Raw genomic sequence first — 15,835 nt, 5'->3', positions numbered from 1 at the left:
GCATCGGCGGCTTATGCAAAAGTCCTAATATTCTTTTTTTGAACGAACACTCGGGATGACTTACTGTTCGCGCCATCACGACCGCTATGCCGATGAGGGTAAGCCGGCGGAATGGGGCGAACAGAAATAGCCCCGATTGCACACTTCACGGGAGGGGGAACCCCATGTCGCATCTCGTACCGCCGCACGGCGCGGCAACGCTGAAACCGCTGCTTGCTCCGGAAATAGAGCGGGCGGAAGAGCTCAAGCGCGCCGAAGGGCTGAAGAAGATCCCGATGACCTCGCGCGAGGTCTCCGACCTGTTCATGCTGGCCATGGGCGCCTACACGCCGCTCGAAGGCTTCATGGGCGAGGCCGACTGGCGCGGTGCTTGCGTCGACATGAAGCTGACCAGCGGCGTCTTCTGGCCGATCCCGATCACGCTGTCGACGTCGCGCGATCTCGCCGACTCGATCGGCATCGAGGAGGAAGTGGCGCTGGTCGACGCTTCCAACAATGAAATCCTCGGCATCATGGAAGTGCGCGAGAAGTACGCCATCGACAAGGCGCTTGAGTGCGAGCATGTCTTCCGCACCACCGATCCCGAGCATCCGGGCGTGCAGAAGGTCATGGCACAGGGCGCGGTGAACCTCGCCGGCCCGGTCAAGGCGCTTTCCGAGGGCGAGTTCCCGACCAAGTATGCAGGGCTCTATCTGCGCCCGGCCGAATCGCGTGCGCTCTTCCTGCAGAAGGGCTGGTCGCGGGTCGCCGCCTTCCAGACCCGCAACCCGATGCACCGCAGCCACGAGCATCTGGTCAAGATCGCCGCCGAAGTCACCGACGGCGTCTTCATCCACCAGGTTCTCGGCGCGCTGAAGCCGGGCGACATCCCGGCCGAGGTTCGCACCAAGGCGATCCAGGCGATGATCGACAACTATTTCCGCCCCGGCACCGTGGTGCAGGCCGGTTACCCGATCGAGATGCGTTATGCCGGCCCGCGCGAGGCGCTGATGCATGCGCTGATCCGTCAGAACTTCGGCTGCTCGCACCTCGTCGTCGGCCGCGATCACGCCGGCGTCGGCGACTACTATGGCCCGTTCGATGCCCAGCACATCTTCGATGAGCTGTGGGACGGTGCGCTGGTCACCGAGCCGCTCAAGATCGACATCACCTTCTACTGCAAGAAGTGCTACGGCATGGCGACCGCCAAGACCTGCCCGCACGGCAAGGAAGACCAGATCAACATCTCCGGCACCAAGCAGCGCGAGATGCTGGCCAATGGCGATCCGATCCCGCCGGAGTTCTCGCGTCCAGAAGTGGTCGCGGTGCTGCAGGAATTCTACGCCAAGACCAAGATCGCCTGACGCGATCGGAGTATCAGACACACGAAAGGCCGCGGAGCGATCCGCGGCCTTTTTGTTTGGCAACGATGCTTGCAGCTACGCAGCTTCGCTTGCGCCTGCCGCGCGCTTTTTGAGCGTCTCCAGGCCGTCGGGATTGGAATCGAGCAGGAGCAGAGCGCTGGTCACAGCCCGGCTGACAAGGACATCACCGCTTTCGTATTTCTGAAACGCATTGGGACCGCCACCGATGAGGCGGCCGGCATCCTTCTGCGTAAGTTTCAGGCGCTTGCGTATCCGGCGAATCGTTTGCGGTTCGAGCAAGCCTTCGACTTCGGCCTTCAGCCGGTTCAGTGCCCGGTCGGAGACCTTCATGTCGTCGCCGCTATGGAGACTCTCGCCATCGTCATTGCAGTACCAGCCCGGCATGTCGAAAGTGGTCGACTGGTCCTTATAGGTGATGGTCATCGGCCGCTCGTCGCGATGCATCGGATGGCCGCATTCCGGGCAAATCGCTTCAGCCATTGTCTTTCTCCTTGAACGACAGGAGGAGAAACTCCGTCACGGCTCCAGCCGTGAACTTGACGTAGAGTGTTCCTACCTCGCTCGGCACGTAATAAACATCCTGCCAGATGCGGTGGTCGGCATAGGACGTCATCGACTTGACGAAATGCTTGCGCCTGATCGATTGGATGGTCCGGACGATTTCACGCCGTCCAAATCCAAGCGCGGCAGCGCCGCGAAGCGCGGAACCGGTAGCAACCAGACTGCTTTCGCTGAAGAAAGCAGTCTGAATTGCGTCAAGATCGTAGGTCGCTTTTCGCTTGTCGATCATGACGGAAAATAACACCACTATGGTGTTTTTTCAAGATGACCTCTAAGGGCTCCGTCCTGCACGTTACTCCGTCCCGATATTGTCCAGATCGTACGACGTGGTCTGGTAGACCTGATTGATCCAGTTGCCGAACAAGAGATGCGCGTGGCTGCGCCAGCGGTTTTCCGGCGTCAGGTGCGGATCGTTGCTCGGGAAGTAGGCATGCGGCACCTGCATGTCGATGCCGGCCTCCACGTCGCGCCAGTATTCCTCCGCCAGCGAGCTCGAATCGTACTCGATGTGATTGAACATGTAGAGGAAGCGGCGCGTTGGATCGTCGATCAGGCACGGCCCGGTGTCGTCCGACTCCATCAGCAGTTCAAGCCCGGTATCCTCCGGCAGATCGGTGTTGCGGATTTCCGTCCAGCGCGACACCGGAATCGAGAAGTCGTCGGAGAAGCCGCGCAGATAGGGCGACGCCGGATTGAGATTGCGGTGGCGGAACACGCCGAACGCCTTGCGCTGCAGGTCGTGCTTCGGCACGCCGTGGAAATAGTGCAGCGCCGCCTGCGCGCCCCAGCAGATCCCCATGGTCGAATGGACGTTGGTCTGCGTCCAGTCGAGGATCTGCTTCAGCTCGTTCCAATAGGTCACCTCTTCGAACTCGAGCCGCTCGATCGGCGCGCCGGTGATCACCAGCCCGTCGAACTTGCGGTCCCGAACGGCTTCCCAATCCTCGTAGAAGGCGAGCATGTGCGCCGCCGAGGCGTTCTTCGGCGTGTGGCCGCCGATCTTGATCAGCGTGAATTCGACCTGCAGCGGCGAGGCGCCGATCAGCCGGGCGAACTGCGTCTCGGTGCGGACCTTGTTCGGCATCAGATTGAGCAGCGCCACCTGCAGGGGACGGATGTCCTGACGGACCGCCATCTCCTCGGTCATGATCATGACGCCTTCCTGCTCCAGCGTGGCGCGGGCGGGAAGATCGTCGGGAATCTTGATCGGCATGACAGGCTCCTGCTTCGGATGCGCTCCCTTCGTGGCGCCGGAGCTTCCCCGGTGCCGCTGCGAAAGGTGCGGGAGAATGAGATAGGCGGTTGCGGGCGCGTTCGCAACTGACAGCTCGTCCGGCCAGCATGACCGAACCGGCGGTGTATCAGTCCGTGCGTCGGGAAATCGCCGTGGCGATGAGGTCGACGAAGTCGCCCGCGCTCTTCACTGCCATCATTTCCTCGGCCTCCACGGTATAGCCGTGCTTGGCCGCGATCGCCTCATAGAGCGGGATGCGGGTGTGCAGCAATTGCTCGAACCCCCACACCGCGAACGCGTTCGGATCGACATCGCGGTCGCGGCGGATATCGTTGTCCCGTTTGAAAATGTTCCACAGCTCGCACAGCAGGTCGTCGGGGTAGTGCATCGGCTTCGGATCGGCCTTGAACCGCTCGACCAGCATCGCCGCGTGTTCGGCCGTGCCGCGGATGTAGAGCAGCAGCGTGTTCTTCGCCAGCACCGACAGCACCGGGTCCTTCGGGTCGTCCGGGTCGACCACGTGGCAGAGGCTGCCGCCGGAATCGCAGATGAACTGGTCGTAGTCGTAGATGTCGCGCGCCTTCTCGATGAAGGCCGGAACGTCCCGCAGCGCGGCGATTTCGGCCACGCGGTGCTGTTCCTGGCGCTTGCGGTATTGCGGAAAGGAGATGCCGCCGAGCGCCGCCTTGCCCGGCTTGCCGAGATAGGTCGACAGCGGATCGAGATTGTTGAACGAGATGTTCGAGGAAATGTAGATCGAATCCGAGATCAGCAGGTCGCGCAGGAATTTGACCTTCATCGCCTCGCGCTTGAAATTGTCGACGATGTGCTCGCCCATGTAGCGGGTGCCGATGCGGAAATCGACCGAATAGTGGAACCACTCGCTCGAGCGCAGCATCGAGGCGACGGTCGTCTTGCCAACCCCCGACATGCCAAAAACCGTGACGGCCTTGCGGTCCCAGTCCCGGAACCCCTGTGGCGACGTGAAAAACATGATTGCCCCGCTTCCCCGCACAACAAGAACACCGCCAGCCATGTGTTGAACAGCCGGTGAGACGGTGCCTTTTTCGCCATGATGCCCGCATTCGGCGGAGCGTCAAAGGGGAACACTTGGGGAATCGTCGCGACGAATCGCGCAAGGTGACGCCGCCGCCGCGCGTCGCGTGCCGGAGCTCAGGCGCGGTCGCGCCGCCGGCCGACCCATTCGTAGATTTCTTCAACGCCGTAGGAGCAGCATCCGCACCCGCCGCTGTTGCAGCCGCTGCCTGTGCTGCAGGCCGATTGCGGTTCGCCGACGGGCCGGATCGTGCCCTTCGCCGCAAGCGTGTCGAGGATACCCTTCAGCGCATCGGGCTCGATGTCGAAGCGGGCCGCGATGCTGGAGACCGAGACTCGCCCGGCATCGGCGATGTAGCTGCGGATGTCGCTGATCAGCATGGGCTCTACTCCGCCGGAGACAGGTCGGCGCCATCGGTGTCGCTGCCCATCATGCGCATCGCGGTCAGCACCAGAACGAAGACCGAGAGAACCCCGCCGATCCACAGCAGCGACGAGCTCGGATGCGCGCCATAAGTGCCGATCTGGTAGACGAGTACGGAGGTTCCATAGGCGAGCCCGGTGGTCCAGCCAGCGGCGAACAGCGTCCAGCGCGTACCGGTCTCGCGCCAGATCGCCGAGATCGCGGCAACGCAAGGGATGTAGAGCAGGATCATGACCAGATAGGCGAGGGCGCCGACGACGCCATCGAAGCGGCTCGCCATGGCGCCGAAGGTTCCGCTCGCAACGCCCTGATCGGTCGCCGCCGCCGTCTGATCGCTGAGGTCGCCGATGTCGATGCCGAGCGGATCGGCGAAACTGGCGAGCGCGTCGGTGAGATTGGCCGGGATCGAGGCAAATGCCTCGCCGATGCCGGCGGCGAGATCGAATCCGTCGTCTTCCGCGCCTGTCGCCGGTGCGTCGGCTTCGGCCATGCGGGTGTAGAGCGAATCGAGCGCGCCGACCACGGCCTCCTTGGCGAAGATGCCGGTGAACAGGCCGACGGTCGCCGGCCAGTTGTCTTGCGAAATGCCCATCGGCGACACCACCGGCGTGATCGTCTTGCCGATCGTCGCCAGCACCGACTTGTCGGTGTTCTCGTTGCCGATGCTGCCGTCCGTGCCGAGCGTGTTGAGCACGCTCAGAACGACGATCACCGCGACGATCATCTTGCCGGCATCGAAAATGAAGTTCTTCAGCCGGTCCCAGGTCTGCCGCAGCAGGCCCTTGATGGTCGGGATGTGATAGGGCGGCAGCTCCATGATGAACGGCGAGGTCTGGCCGCGCAGCAGCGTGTTCTTCAGCGCCAGGCCGGTCATCACGGCAAAGACGATACCGAGCAGGTACAGAAGGAAGACGATGTTCTGCCCGCCACTCGGGAAGAAGGCGGCGGCGAACAGCGCATAGACCGGCAGCCGGGCGCCGCACGACATGAACGGCGCCATCATCACCGTCATGATCCGGTCGCGGCGGTTGTCGAGCGTGCGGGCCGCCATCACCGCCGGCACCGTGCAGCCGAAGCCGAGGATCATCGGAATGAAGGACTTGCCCGGCAGGCCGATCGCCCGCATCGAGCGGTCCATGACGAAGGCGGCGCGCGACATGTAGCCGGAGTCCTCAAGGAAGGTGAGGAACAGGAACAGGAAGCCGATCACCGGAATGAAGGTCGACACGGTCTGGATGCCGACGCCGATGCCCTTCGGCAAAAGCGCGATCAGCCAGTCGGGCATGCCCCACAAGGCCATCAGATGCGCCGGTCCGTCGACCAGCAGCGTGCCCGTCAGGATGTCGAAGAAATCGATGAAGGCGCTCGCGAAATTGATCGCGAACAGGAACATCAGATACATCACGACGAGAAAGATCGGGATGCCGAGTACCCGGTTCAGCACCACGGCGTCGATGCGGTCGGACGTGGTGTGGGAGACCCGGTGGGTGCGTTTCACCGAGTCGCGCGTCAGCGCGTTGGCGAACCCGTAGCGGCTGTCGGCGAAGAGGATGTCGATATCCTCGTCCATCGTGTCTTCGATGTTCTGGCGCTCGCGCGCGGCCAGATCGAGCAGCGTCTCGTCAACGATCTTCGCCGCGACGCCGTCGTCCTCGATCAGCTTGGCGGCGAGCCAGCGCTCGTTGAGGTGGCTCGCGGTTGCCGAGGGTTCGATGTGGGGGACGAGGCGCGCGATCGCTTCTTCGATCAGCGGCAGATAGCCGAGATCGGCGCTCGGCGCCTTCGGCTCGCCGGCAAGCGCGAGGACCGCGTCCTTCAGCGCATCGATGCCCTGCTTGCGGCTGGCGACCAGCGGAATGACTGGGCAGCCGAGCCGGGCGGACAGCTCATCGGCGTCGATTCGCAGCCCGCTCTCGGCGGCGGCATCCATCATGTTCAGCGCCACGATCATCGGCACGCGCATCTCGAGCAGCTGAACGGTGAGGTAGAGATTGCGCTCCAGATTGGACGCGTCGACGATGTTGATGACGAGGTCGGCGGCGCCCGACAGGATGTAGTCGCGGGCAATTGATTCATCGAGCCCGCTCGCCGACGTGCCGCCGAGCGAATAGGTGCCCGGCAGGTCGACCACAGTGATCGCCGTTCCCTTGTGGGTGAACGAGCCTTCCTTGCGGTCGACGGTCACGCCCGGCCAGTTGCCGACCTGCTGGCGCGCGCCCGTCAATGCATTGAACAGGGTCGTCTTGCCGCAATTCGGATTGCCGGCCGTTGCGATGGTGACCGATGTCATCCCGTGACCCGCTCGATCTTCAGCAGATGCGTTTCGTTCTTGCGCAGGGAAAGGGAGAAGCCGCGAACCCGGATCTCGATCGGGTCGCCGAGCGGGGCGATGCGGCTGACGGTGAACTCGGTGCCCGGCGTTAGCCCCATCGTCAGCAGCCGTTCACGCCCCTGGCGCTCGCCACGGACATAACCGACCACACGGGCGCGTTCGCCGATCGCCAGATCCTTGACACTAACATCCATTCCGCTTGTCCGTTCCATATGACGTTCGCCGTCCGCCCGCGGGGCAGCGATGCTCGCGGAGTGCTGCGCCTCAGCTTTTTTTCGGAAGAGGAGGGGCATCATGTGCCGTAACCCTTTTTCAGTCTCTTTTCTATGGAGGCTTTGATCTATCGATGCAAGCGACTTGCATTAGCGTTTGCACTACCGCACACGCATGGCGCTGACGTTGACTTTGATCAAATGCTTGACGATTCGGCGTTTGCCGCCGCCGTCTTCGAACCTGTTGCGGGATGCCCGCCGATCCGGTGACGTTGAAAACCCCGTTTCTCATCAATTAGATAACTCTAATATATCTGAATTGCCGGCTGCATGGCGAGATTCCCGAGGAATTTGCAGCGACGGGGATTGCGGCCGCTCCCAACCCGATTTTCCGCGTTCTAAAAAAAATTGCTCGATGGCCGGCTCTACCGGTGGCGCTGGGGCTGGAGAAGGCCCTGAACGGGCGTTCGCTCTGCCGTATCGACCATATTCAAAGGGAAATATGTGTTGACAGGTTCGCCGCCGATGGCCCTTTTTCGAGTGTTCGCCGCGCTGGCGGACGGAAAGGCTGGCCCGTGCAACTCTACCTGCCGATCGCAGAGATCCCGGTCAATATCTTCCTCATTCTGGGGATGGGGGGCGCGGTTGGCTTCCTGTCGGGCATGTTCGGGGTTGGCGGCGGCTTTCTGATGACGCCGCTGCTCATCTTCACCGGCATACCGCCGGCGGTCGCTGTGGCCACCGAGGCCAACCAGATCGTCGCCTCGTCCTTTTCCGGCGCGCTGGTGCACTTCCGTCGCCGTTCGGTCGATATCCGGCTCGGCATGCTGCTTTTGGCCGGCGGTATCGTCGGCTCGGTGTTCGGCGTCTGGCTGTTCCGCCTGTTGCGGGAACTCGGCCAGCTCGATCTGATCATTTCGCTCTGCTACGTGCTGTTCCTCGGTGTCATCGGCGCCCTGATGCTGATCGAAAGCGTCAATGCGCTCAGGCGTACGTCGCGCGGCGAGCGGGCCATGGTCCGCCGCCCCGGCCACCACAACTGGATCCACGGCCTACCGTTCAAGGTCCGCTTCAAACGTTCCAAGCTCTATCTCAGCGCGATTCCCGTGCTGGTGCTCGGAGGTCTGGTCGGCATCCTCGCCTCGATCATGGGCGTCGGCGGCGGCTTCATCATGGTTCCGGCGATGATTTACCTGCTGCGCGTGCCGACCAACGTCGTGATCGGCACCTCGCTGTTTCAGATCGCGATCGTCACCGCCTTCACCACGGTGATCCAATCGACCACCAACCAGACCGTCGACGTGGTGCTCGCCCTGATTCTCATGGTCGGCGGCGTCATCGGCGCGCAGTTCGGCGCACAGGTCGGACAGAAGCTGCGAGGCGAGCAATTGCGCGCACTTTTAGCACTTCTCGTCTTGCTGGTCTGCGTCCGGCTCGGCTATAACCTCGTCGCGACCCCGGACGAGTTCTACTCCCTTGGTCGTGTATTCGCGGGCGGCCATTGAGCATAAAAAGGCCCCGGGTATAAGTTTTGCCTCCCCAAAAAGTATGAGGCGAGCTTAGCCAAGAGGAATCCGCTGCCGATGGAATCGTTCCGTTTTGTGCAGCGCAAAAAACTCTGCTGCACCCGCTCGATGACTGTAAATCCAAGTAATAAAACGAGTTATTCCTGTCATATTAGCCCTTGCTGATATGAAAGGATCGATATATGATCAAAGTCTGCCGAGGGGGAACGGTGGGAGACGGGATCCGCTGTATGAATCATTTCATACAGGCGAGGGCACGCTCAGTGCTGGCCGAAACCGGCCCGCTGCGCCGCCCGCACGAACATGGCGGATGCGACGCGTCGCAGGGCTGCCACCAAGGATGCATCAACGGCGCGCCGAGCCAGAATGTCGTGCCGCCGCAAGGAGGGTGAGGATCGCATATGTCAGCCGATAACGGAAAACACCACGAGACACCGCTTCTGGACGAGCTGGAAAGCGGTCCGTGGCCGAGCTTCATCACCGGCCTGAAGCGCCTGCGTGATTCCCAGGGCGAGCAGTACGCGCCGATGGTGAACGACCTGCTGGGTCAGCTTGAGCACTCTTATGAAGAGCGCCTCGGCTTCTGGAAGGGCGGCACCGTGTCGGTCTTCGGTTACGGCGGCGGCATCATTCCGCGCTTCTCCGAAGTTGCCTCGAAGTTCCCGGAATCGAAGGAATTCCACACCCTTCGCGTCATGCCGCCGGCAGGCTACCACTACGACACCGAGACGCTCCGCAAGATGTGCGACATCTGGGAGAAGTACGGTTCGGGCCTGATCGCGTTCCATGGCCAGTCCGGCGACATCATGTTCCAGGGCTGCACCACCGAGAACACCCAGAAGGCGTTCGATGAACTCAACGAGATGGGTTACGACCTTGGCGGTGCCGGTCCGGCGCTGCGTACCTCGATGAGCTGCGTCGGCCATGCCCGCTGCGAAATGTCGTGCTACGACGAAGTGCGCGCCCACCGCGAGGTCATCAACGAGTTCCTCGACGAGATGCACCGCCCGGCGCTGCCCTACAAGTTCAAGTTCAAGTTCTCGGGCTGCGGCAACGACTGCGTCAACGCCATTCACCGCGCTGACTTCGCTGTCATCGGCACCTGGCGCGACGACATGAAGGTCAACCAGGAAGAGGTCAAGAAGTACGTCGACGAGGTTGGTCGCAAATATGTCATCGACTCCGTCGTTGCGATGTGCCCGACCCGCGCGCTCAGCCTCAATGACGACGACACGCTGGAAGTCGACAACAAGTCGTGCGTGCGCTGCATGCACTGCCTGAACGTCATGAACAAGGCGCTGTCGCCGGGTGATGACAAGGGCGTTTCGGTCCTCATCGGCGGCAAGCGCGCGCTGAAGATCGGCGACCTGATGGGCACCATGGTCGTGCCGTTCATGAAGCTCGGCACCGACGAGGATTTCGAGGCTCTGAACGAGTTCGCCGGTAACGTCATCGACTTCTTCGCCGAGAACGCGCTCGAGCACGAGCGTATCGGCGAGACCATCGACCGCATCGGTCTGCCGGCCTTCCTCGAGGCTGTCGGCATCGATCCGGATCCGAACATGGTCCGTCATCCGCGCACGTCCTGCTACGTCCGCACCGACGACTTCACCGAGGAAGCGGAGAAGTGGTACGAGCGCAAGGGCAAGAAAGACAGTGGTGAGCCGGTCGCTGCCGAGTAACGACCGAAGCATTGCCTAAGGGAGAGAATTGATGAGTGAAGCGACGCAACCGCGTACGCCCGATGAAGTCGGCGTGCCTGATCCGTTCCCCTTGATGCATCCGGTGATGCGCAAGAACTACGGTAACTGGGACTGGCATGATCGTCCGCGGCCGGGCGTGCTGCATCACGTTGCCAAGAACGGCGACGAGGTGTGGACGGTCCGCGCTGGCACCCAGCGCCAGATGGACATCTTTACCATCCGCAAGCTGTGCGACATCGGCGACCAGTTCGCTGAGGGTCACGTGCGGTTCACCACCCGCTCGAACATCGAGTACATGGTGTCGTCGGCCGACAAGGTCGATCCGCTGATCGAGAAGCTGCAGTCCGAGGGTTTCCCCGTCGGCGGCACCGGCAACTCGATCTCCATGATCTCGCACACCCAGGGCTGGCTGCACTGCGATATCCCGGGCACCGACGCTTCCGGCGTCGTCAAGAGCCTGATGGATATGATGTACGAGGACTTCATCAAGGAAGAGATGCCGAACCGCGTTCGCATCACCACCTCGTGCTGCCAGATCAACTGCGGTGGTCAGGGCGACATCGCCGTCAACGTCCAGTACACCAAGCCGCCGCGGATCAACCATGATCTCGTGTCGAATGTGTGCGAACGCCCGGCTGTCGTCGCGCGCTGCCCGGTGGCGGCCATTCGTCCGGCCATGGTCGACGGCAAGCCGTCGCTCGAGGTTGACGAGAAGAAGTGCGTGTGCTGCGGCGCCTGCTACCCGCCGTGCCCGCCGATGCAGATCAACGGCAAGGACTCGACCAAGATCGCCATCTGGGTTGGCGGCAAGCACTCGAACGCCCGTTCGAAGCCGACCTTCCACAAGCTGGTCATGGCCAACCTGCCGAACAATCCGCCGCGTTGGCCGGAAGTCTCCGAGGTCGTCAAGAAGATCCTCGCGGCTTACAAGGAAAATGCCAAGGATTGGGAGCGCATGGGCGAATGGATCGACCGCATCGGTTGGCCGCGCTTCTTCGAGCTCGCCGATCTGCCGTTCACCAAGCACCACATCGATACGTGGACCGGTGCGCGCCACAACATGAACATGTCGGCTCACGTCCACTTCTAGGACGCGACAGCAACGACATCAGCCGGCGCGCCCGGTGCGCGCCGGCACCAAGATCAAACGGGAATTCCGGCATTTGCCACAGAGCAAGCCGGACCAGCCCGGCAAGGGGGACATTGCAGGTCGGCACGGCGACCCCGCGTGATCGCGGTTCGCAGGCAAGGACGGCTTTGTCTTCACGTAGGGAAAACGGGACTCCGGGGGAGACGTATTGTGAAGTTCGGAATCTTGGTCACCGAAGGGCCTTACACGCATCAGGCGTCTGACTCGGCCTATCAGTTTACGAAGGCGGCTCTTGAGAAGGGTCACGAGATCTTTCGTGTCTTTTTCTACAATGACGGCGTCAACAACGGTACTCGTCTGACCGTTCCGCCGCAGGACGACCGCAACATCCAGAAGATGTGGACGGAGCTCGCCGAGAAGCACGACCTCGACATGGTCGTCTGCATCGCGGCCGCGCAGCGCCGCGGCATTCTCGATGAGAACGAAGCGCGTCGCCAGGGCAAGGATGCCAACAACATCGCGCCGGGTTTCCGCATCTCGGGCCTCGGCCAGCTGGTGGAAGCCGGTATCGTTTCCGACCGCCTGGTGGTGTTCGGCGACTGATTTGAGTGCCGCGCCGGCCTGAAGCGCCGCGCGAACGGGAAAGACCAGAACACGACGTTTTCCAGCGGCCGAGGGCCGGAACGGAAAGCGGGCTCAAGGGGAGATCGGGATGACCGTGGAAGCACCCGAAGTCGACGGCGAAGTCGTCAAGAAGTTCATGTACGTCAACCGCAAGGCGCCTTACGGCACCATCTATGCGCTCGAGTCGCTGGAAGTGGTGCTGATTTCGGCAGCCTTTGAACAGGATGTCTGCCTCGCCTTTCTCGATGATGGCGTCTACCAGCTGATGGCCGGTCAGGACACCAAGGGCATCGGCATGAAGAACTTCTCGCCGGCCTACAACGCGCTCGGCGACTACGAGATCAACAAGCTTTACGTCGAGAAGGAATCGCTCGAGGAGCGCGGCCTCTCGGCCGACGACCTGATGGAAGTCACCTACGAGGACGAGGATGACGACTGGGCCGAAAAGCCGTCGATTCAGCTCGTCACGCGCGCCGAACTGGCCGCGCTGATGGCCGAACAAGACGTCATCATGGGCTTCTAAGGAAAAGGGCGGAGAGAAAACATGTCGACGACACTGCACACCGTCAATAAGTCGCCCTTCGAGCGCAACGCATTCGCCAGCTGCCTGGCGCATCTTATGCCGGGCGATGCCATTCTCGCGATCGAAGACGGCGTGGTCGGACTGCGCAAGTCCACCGCCTTCGCCGATTCCCTTTCCAGCGCCGCAAAGGACCACAAGGTCTACGTTCTCGGCCCCGATCTTGGTGCTCGCGGTATGTCCGCGGATGACCTAATCGACGGGGTTTCGATTGTGGATTATGACGGCTTTGTGGATCTGGTTGCAGAACACCAGCGCACGCAGGCGTGGCTGTGATCCGCTGACGGTCGCCCCGCGGCGGCCTCGGGTGGAAACAAGTAGGAAGAGACAAGAGGAGCAAGAACCATGGCTTACGAACTGAACGGCACGACCGTCGAGCACGACGAAGAAGGCTACCTGACCGACATCTCGGTTTGGTCGAGCGATCTCGCCGAGCTCATCGCTCAGGACGAAAAGATCGACATGACCCCGGAACACTGGGAAGTCGTGAACTTTCTCCGCGAGTATTATGACGAATACCAGATTGCCCCGGCGATCCGCGTTCTCGTCAAGGCGCTGAAGAAGAAGTTCGGTCCGGAAAAGGCCTCGAACAAGTACCTGTACGAGCTGTTCCCGTACGGCCCGGCCAAGCAGGCTTGTAAGATCGCCGGCCTTCCGAAGCCGACCGGCTGCGTCTAAGCGCATCGAAAAGATCTAATACCGGCTAGCCCTAAAAAGCCGGACCAGTAAAGGGAGGGGCGCACGTGTTGACGACAGTCTACGCGCTCTTGTTCTACGCCTCCACGTTGCTTTTCGTGGCGGGCATCGGCTACCGCATCTGGCAGTATGCGAAGACCCCGGCGCCGTTGAAGATTCCGACGACGCCGGCCCCCACCACCCGTACCGGTGTGTGGTTCCGCATGGGCCGTGAAGTGGTTCTGTTCGAGAGCCTGTTCAAGTCGAACAAGTGGATCTGGCTGTTCGGCTGGGCCTTCCACATGGCCCTTGCCGTGGTCGTAATGCGCCACCTCCGTTACTTCATCGAACCTGTCTGGGGCTGGGTGTCCTTTGTTCAGCCCTTCGGCGTCTATGCGGGTTTTGCCATGGTCGCGGCGCTGGCCGCGCTGTGGGCCCGCCGGGTGCTGGTACCGCGCATCCGCTACATCACCGCGCCGTCGGATCATCTGATGCTCGCGCTTCTCGTCGCCATCGGCCTGTCCGGTCTCGGCCTGAAGTTCGTCGCTCGGACCGACATCGTCGCCGTCAAGGCGTTCTTCCTCGGTCTGATGCGTTTCGACTGGCAGCCGCTGCCGGCCGACCCGGCTCTGCTGGTGCATCTCACCCTGGTCGCGGTGTTGATGATTGTGTTCCCGATTTCCAAGCTGCTGCATGCGCCGGGCGTCTTCTTCAGCCCGACCCGCAATCAGGTCGACAACCCGCGTGAGCGGCGTCACCTGGCCCGTTGGGCGCAGCGACTGGAAAGCTGAAACAGCGATCGCTTGGCCGCCTGAGAGACCGCAAGCGGCAAACAGGCTAGGGAAGGAAGGTCACGTGAACGAGCACGTCAAACCGCAGACCGGCGACGAGGAACATCTCGATCCGTTGGAAATGCCGGCGCTGTGTCCCGGTGCCATGGCGGACTCGCTGCCTTACGCGGCAGCCCCGCAGCACAACACGGACCTTGGCTTCCCCGGTGAGCTTGTCGACAACTGGCAGGAAAAGGCCATCGACAAGATGGGCGAGCTGCTGACCAAGTACCGCTCGTTCCGGGTCTATCTCGACAGTTGCGTCAAATGCGGCGCCTGCACCGACAAGTGCCACTATTTCCTCGGCACCGGCGACCCGAAGAACATGCCGGTTGCTCGCCAGGACCTGCTGCGCAAGGTCTATCGCCGCTACTTCACCCTGCCGGGCAAGTGGTTCCCGAAGCTGGTTGGCGCCGTCGATCTCACCGAAGAGGTGCTCGACGACTGGTACAGCTACTTCCACCAGTGCTCGCAGTGTCGCCGTTGCTCGGTCTACTGTCCCTACGGCATCGACACCGCCGAGATCTCCATGGCCGCCCGCGAGATCATGGACTCGGTCGGCAAGGGCCAGAAGTACTGCAACGAGATCCTCGGCAAGGTTCACAAGATCGGCAACAACCTCGGCCTGCCGGAAAAGGCGCTGGCCGCGACGCTGGAAGACCTTGAAGAGGATATCGAGGACGAGACCGGCGTGCCGGTGAAGCTGCCGCTCGACGTCAAGGGCGCAGATATCCTGCTCGTCACCCCGAGCGCCGACTTCTTCGCCGAGCCGCATATCGACGGTCTCATCGGCTACGCCAAGGTGTTCCACCAGGCCGGCGTCAACTGGACGATTTCGTCCTATGCCTCGGAAGCCGCCAACTTCGCCATGTTCATCGGCTCTTACGAGCAGATGCGCGAAGTGGCCCAGCGCATCCGCAAGGCCGCCCAGGACCTCGGCGTCAAGCGCATCATCGTCGGCGAATGCGGCCACGCCTGGCGCGTCGCCTATTCCTTCTGGAACACGCTGGCCGGCCCGTTCGATTTCCTCGACCCGAACTATCCGGTGCCGCAGCACATCTGCGAGTTCACCTACGACCTGATCCAGAAGGGTGAGCTCAAGTTCGACAAGTCGCAGAACGATCACATGACGCTGACCTATCACGACAGCTGCAACGTCGCGCGTGCCTCGCGCATGGGCGACATGCCGGGCGGTCAGTTCGAGATCCCGCGCGCCATCATCAGGGCGGTCTGCAACAACTACGTCGACATGGCGGCTGACACGATCCGCGAGTCCACCTTCTGCTGTGGCGGCGGCGGCGGTCTGCTGACCGACGAAATCATCGACATTCGCGTCAAGGGCGCTCAGCCGCGCATGCGCGCACTGCAGGAAGTGGCCGAGGATCACGGTGTCACGCACATGGCCGCCATCTGCGCCATCTGCAAGACCCAGTTCGCCAAGGTCATGCCGAATTACGGCTTCGAACGCGACTCCATCGTCAGTGTCCATCAGCTCGTTTCCAACGCCATCATTCTCGATGGTCAGACGACTGACGACGACGACGAGGATGGCGACGACGACGCCTGACGAAGCGCGCCGCAGGGCGCGCAAGGAATAATGCCGCCAAGGCGCCTGGCGCGGAGC

At 62.1% G+C, this 15,835-nt stretch carries 17 protein-coding genes; 10 read left to right on the top strand and 7 right to left on the bottom strand.

Going from position 1 to position 15,835, the window contains the following annotated elements; genetic code table 11:
- The first annotated feature begins 164 nt into the window (after nucleotides 1-164).
- A complete protein-coding gene (gene sat / locus C0606_04850) occupies nucleotides 165-1,343 on the top strand; it encodes a sulfate adenylyltransferase (protein PLX37618.1) in 1,179 nt (392 codons plus the stop codon).
- A gap of 75 nt (nucleotides 1,344-1,418) precedes the next feature.
- Here the strand turns inward: sat and C0606_04845 are convergent, their stop codons facing one another.
- From C0606_04845 to C0606_04815, 7 genes are all read right to left on the bottom strand, one after another.
- A complete protein-coding gene (locus C0606_04845; protein PLX37617.1) occupies nucleotides 1,419-1,844 on the bottom strand; it encodes a type II toxin-antitoxin system MqsA family antitoxin in 426 nt (141 codons plus the stop codon).
- Nucleotides 1,837-2,154, bottom strand: a complete 318-nt coding sequence (locus C0606_04840; GenBank protein PLX37616.1) for a hypothetical protein — start codon at nucleotides 2,152-2,154, stop codon at nucleotides 1,837-1,839. The genes C0606_04845 and C0606_04840 overlap by 8 nt, the downstream gene beginning before the upstream one ends.
- A gap of 63 nt (nucleotides 2,155-2,217) precedes the next feature.
- The gene (locus C0606_04835) at nucleotides 2,218-3,138 is read right to left on the bottom strand and encodes a homoserine O-succinyltransferase (GenBank protein ID PLX37615.1); all 921 of its coding nucleotides are present in this window, start codon (nucleotides 3,136-3,138) and stop codon (nucleotides 2,218-2,220) included.
- A gap of 148 nt (nucleotides 3,139-3,286) precedes the next feature.
- Nucleotides 3,287-4,153 (bottom strand): ATPase, encoded by an 867-nt coding sequence (locus C0606_04830; protein PLX37614.1) that lies wholly within the window; start codon nucleotides 4,151-4,153, stop codon nucleotides 3,287-3,289.
- A 179-nt stretch (nucleotides 4,154-4,332) separates the two neighbouring features.
- The gene (locus C0606_04825) at nucleotides 4,333-4,596 is read right to left on the bottom strand and encodes a sugar metabolism transcriptional regulator (protein PLX37613.1); all 264 of its coding nucleotides are present in this window, start codon (nucleotides 4,594-4,596) and stop codon (nucleotides 4,333-4,335) included.
- Between the two features lie 5 nt (nucleotides 4,597-4,601).
- A complete protein-coding gene (locus C0606_04820; protein PLX37612.1) occupies nucleotides 4,602-6,929 on the bottom strand; it encodes a ferrous iron transporter B in 2,328 nt (775 codons plus the stop codon).
- Nucleotides 6,926-7,165, bottom strand: coding sequence for a ferrous iron transport protein A (locus C0606_04815; GenBank protein ID PLX37611.1), 240 nt, complete (start codon nucleotides 7,163-7,165; stop codon nucleotides 6,926-6,928). The genes C0606_04820 and C0606_04815 overlap by 4 nt, the downstream gene beginning before the upstream one ends.
- A gap of 593 nt (nucleotides 7,166-7,758) precedes the next feature.
- On the opposite strand from C0606_04815, the gene C0606_04810 reads away from it, so the two are divergent.
- From C0606_04810 to C0606_04770, 9 genes are all read left to right on the top strand, one after another.
- Nucleotides 7,759-8,688, top strand: coding sequence for a permease (locus C0606_04810; GenBank protein PLX37610.1), 930 nt, complete (start codon nucleotides 7,759-7,761; stop codon nucleotides 8,686-8,688).
- A gap of 422 nt (nucleotides 8,689-9,110) precedes the next feature.
- Nucleotides 9,111-10,391: a dissimilatory-type sulfite reductase subunit alpha gene (gene dsrA, locus C0606_04805; protein ID PLX37609.1), complete on the top strand. Its 1,281-nt coding sequence runs from the start codon at nucleotides 9,111-9,113 to the stop codon at nucleotides 10,389-10,391.
- Between the two features lie 31 nt (nucleotides 10,392-10,422).
- Nucleotides 10,423-11,502 carry a dissimilatory-type sulfite reductase subunit beta gene (gene dsrB / locus C0606_04800; protein ID PLX37608.1) on the top strand — a complete coding sequence of 360 codons (1,080 nt, stop codon included), beginning with the start codon at nucleotides 10,423-10,425 and terminating at the stop codon, nucleotides 11,500-11,502.
- Nucleotides 11,503-11,712: 210 nt separating this feature from the next.
- Nucleotides 11,713-12,105, top strand: a complete 393-nt coding sequence (tusD, locus tag C0606_04795) for a sulfurtransferase complex subunit TusD (GenBank protein PLX37607.1) — start codon at nucleotides 11,713-11,715, stop codon at nucleotides 12,103-12,105.
- Between the two features lie 109 nt (nucleotides 12,106-12,214).
- Nucleotides 12,215-12,649, top strand: coding sequence for a sulfurtransferase complex subunit TusC (gene tusC / locus C0606_04790; protein ID PLX37606.1), 435 nt, complete (start codon nucleotides 12,215-12,217; stop codon nucleotides 12,647-12,649).
- A 21-nt stretch (nucleotides 12,650-12,670) separates the two neighbouring features.
- Nucleotides 12,671-12,982: a sulfurtransferase complex subunit TusB gene (gene dsrH / locus C0606_04785; GenBank protein PLX37605.1), complete on the top strand. Its 312-nt coding sequence runs from the start codon at nucleotides 12,671-12,673 to the stop codon at nucleotides 12,980-12,982.
- Between the two features lie 69 nt (nucleotides 12,983-13,051).
- Entirely contained in the window at nucleotides 13,052-13,384 is a 333-nt protein-coding gene (locus tag C0606_04780) for a sulfurtransferase TusE (protein ID PLX37604.1), read from the top strand.
- A gap of 68 nt (nucleotides 13,385-13,452) precedes the next feature.
- The gene (locus tag C0606_04775) at nucleotides 13,453-14,172 is read left to right on the top strand and encodes a nitrate reductase (protein ID PLX38679.1); all 720 of its coding nucleotides are present in this window, start codon (nucleotides 13,453-13,455) and stop codon (nucleotides 14,170-14,172) included.
- Nucleotides 14,173-14,293: 121 nt separating this feature from the next.
- The gene (locus C0606_04770; protein PLX38678.1) at nucleotides 14,294-15,778 is read left to right on the top strand and encodes a reductase; all 1,485 of its coding nucleotides are present in this window, start codon (nucleotides 14,294-14,296) and stop codon (nucleotides 15,776-15,778) included.
- Nucleotides 15,779-15,835: the final 57 nt, after the last annotated feature.

Source organism: Hyphomicrobiales bacterium, assembly GCA_002869065.1.
Taxonomy (GTDB): domain Bacteria; phylum Pseudomonadota; class Alphaproteobacteria; order Rhizobiales; family Rhodobiaceae; genus Rhodobium.
This window is presented reverse-complemented; position numbering and strand designations above follow the sequence as displayed.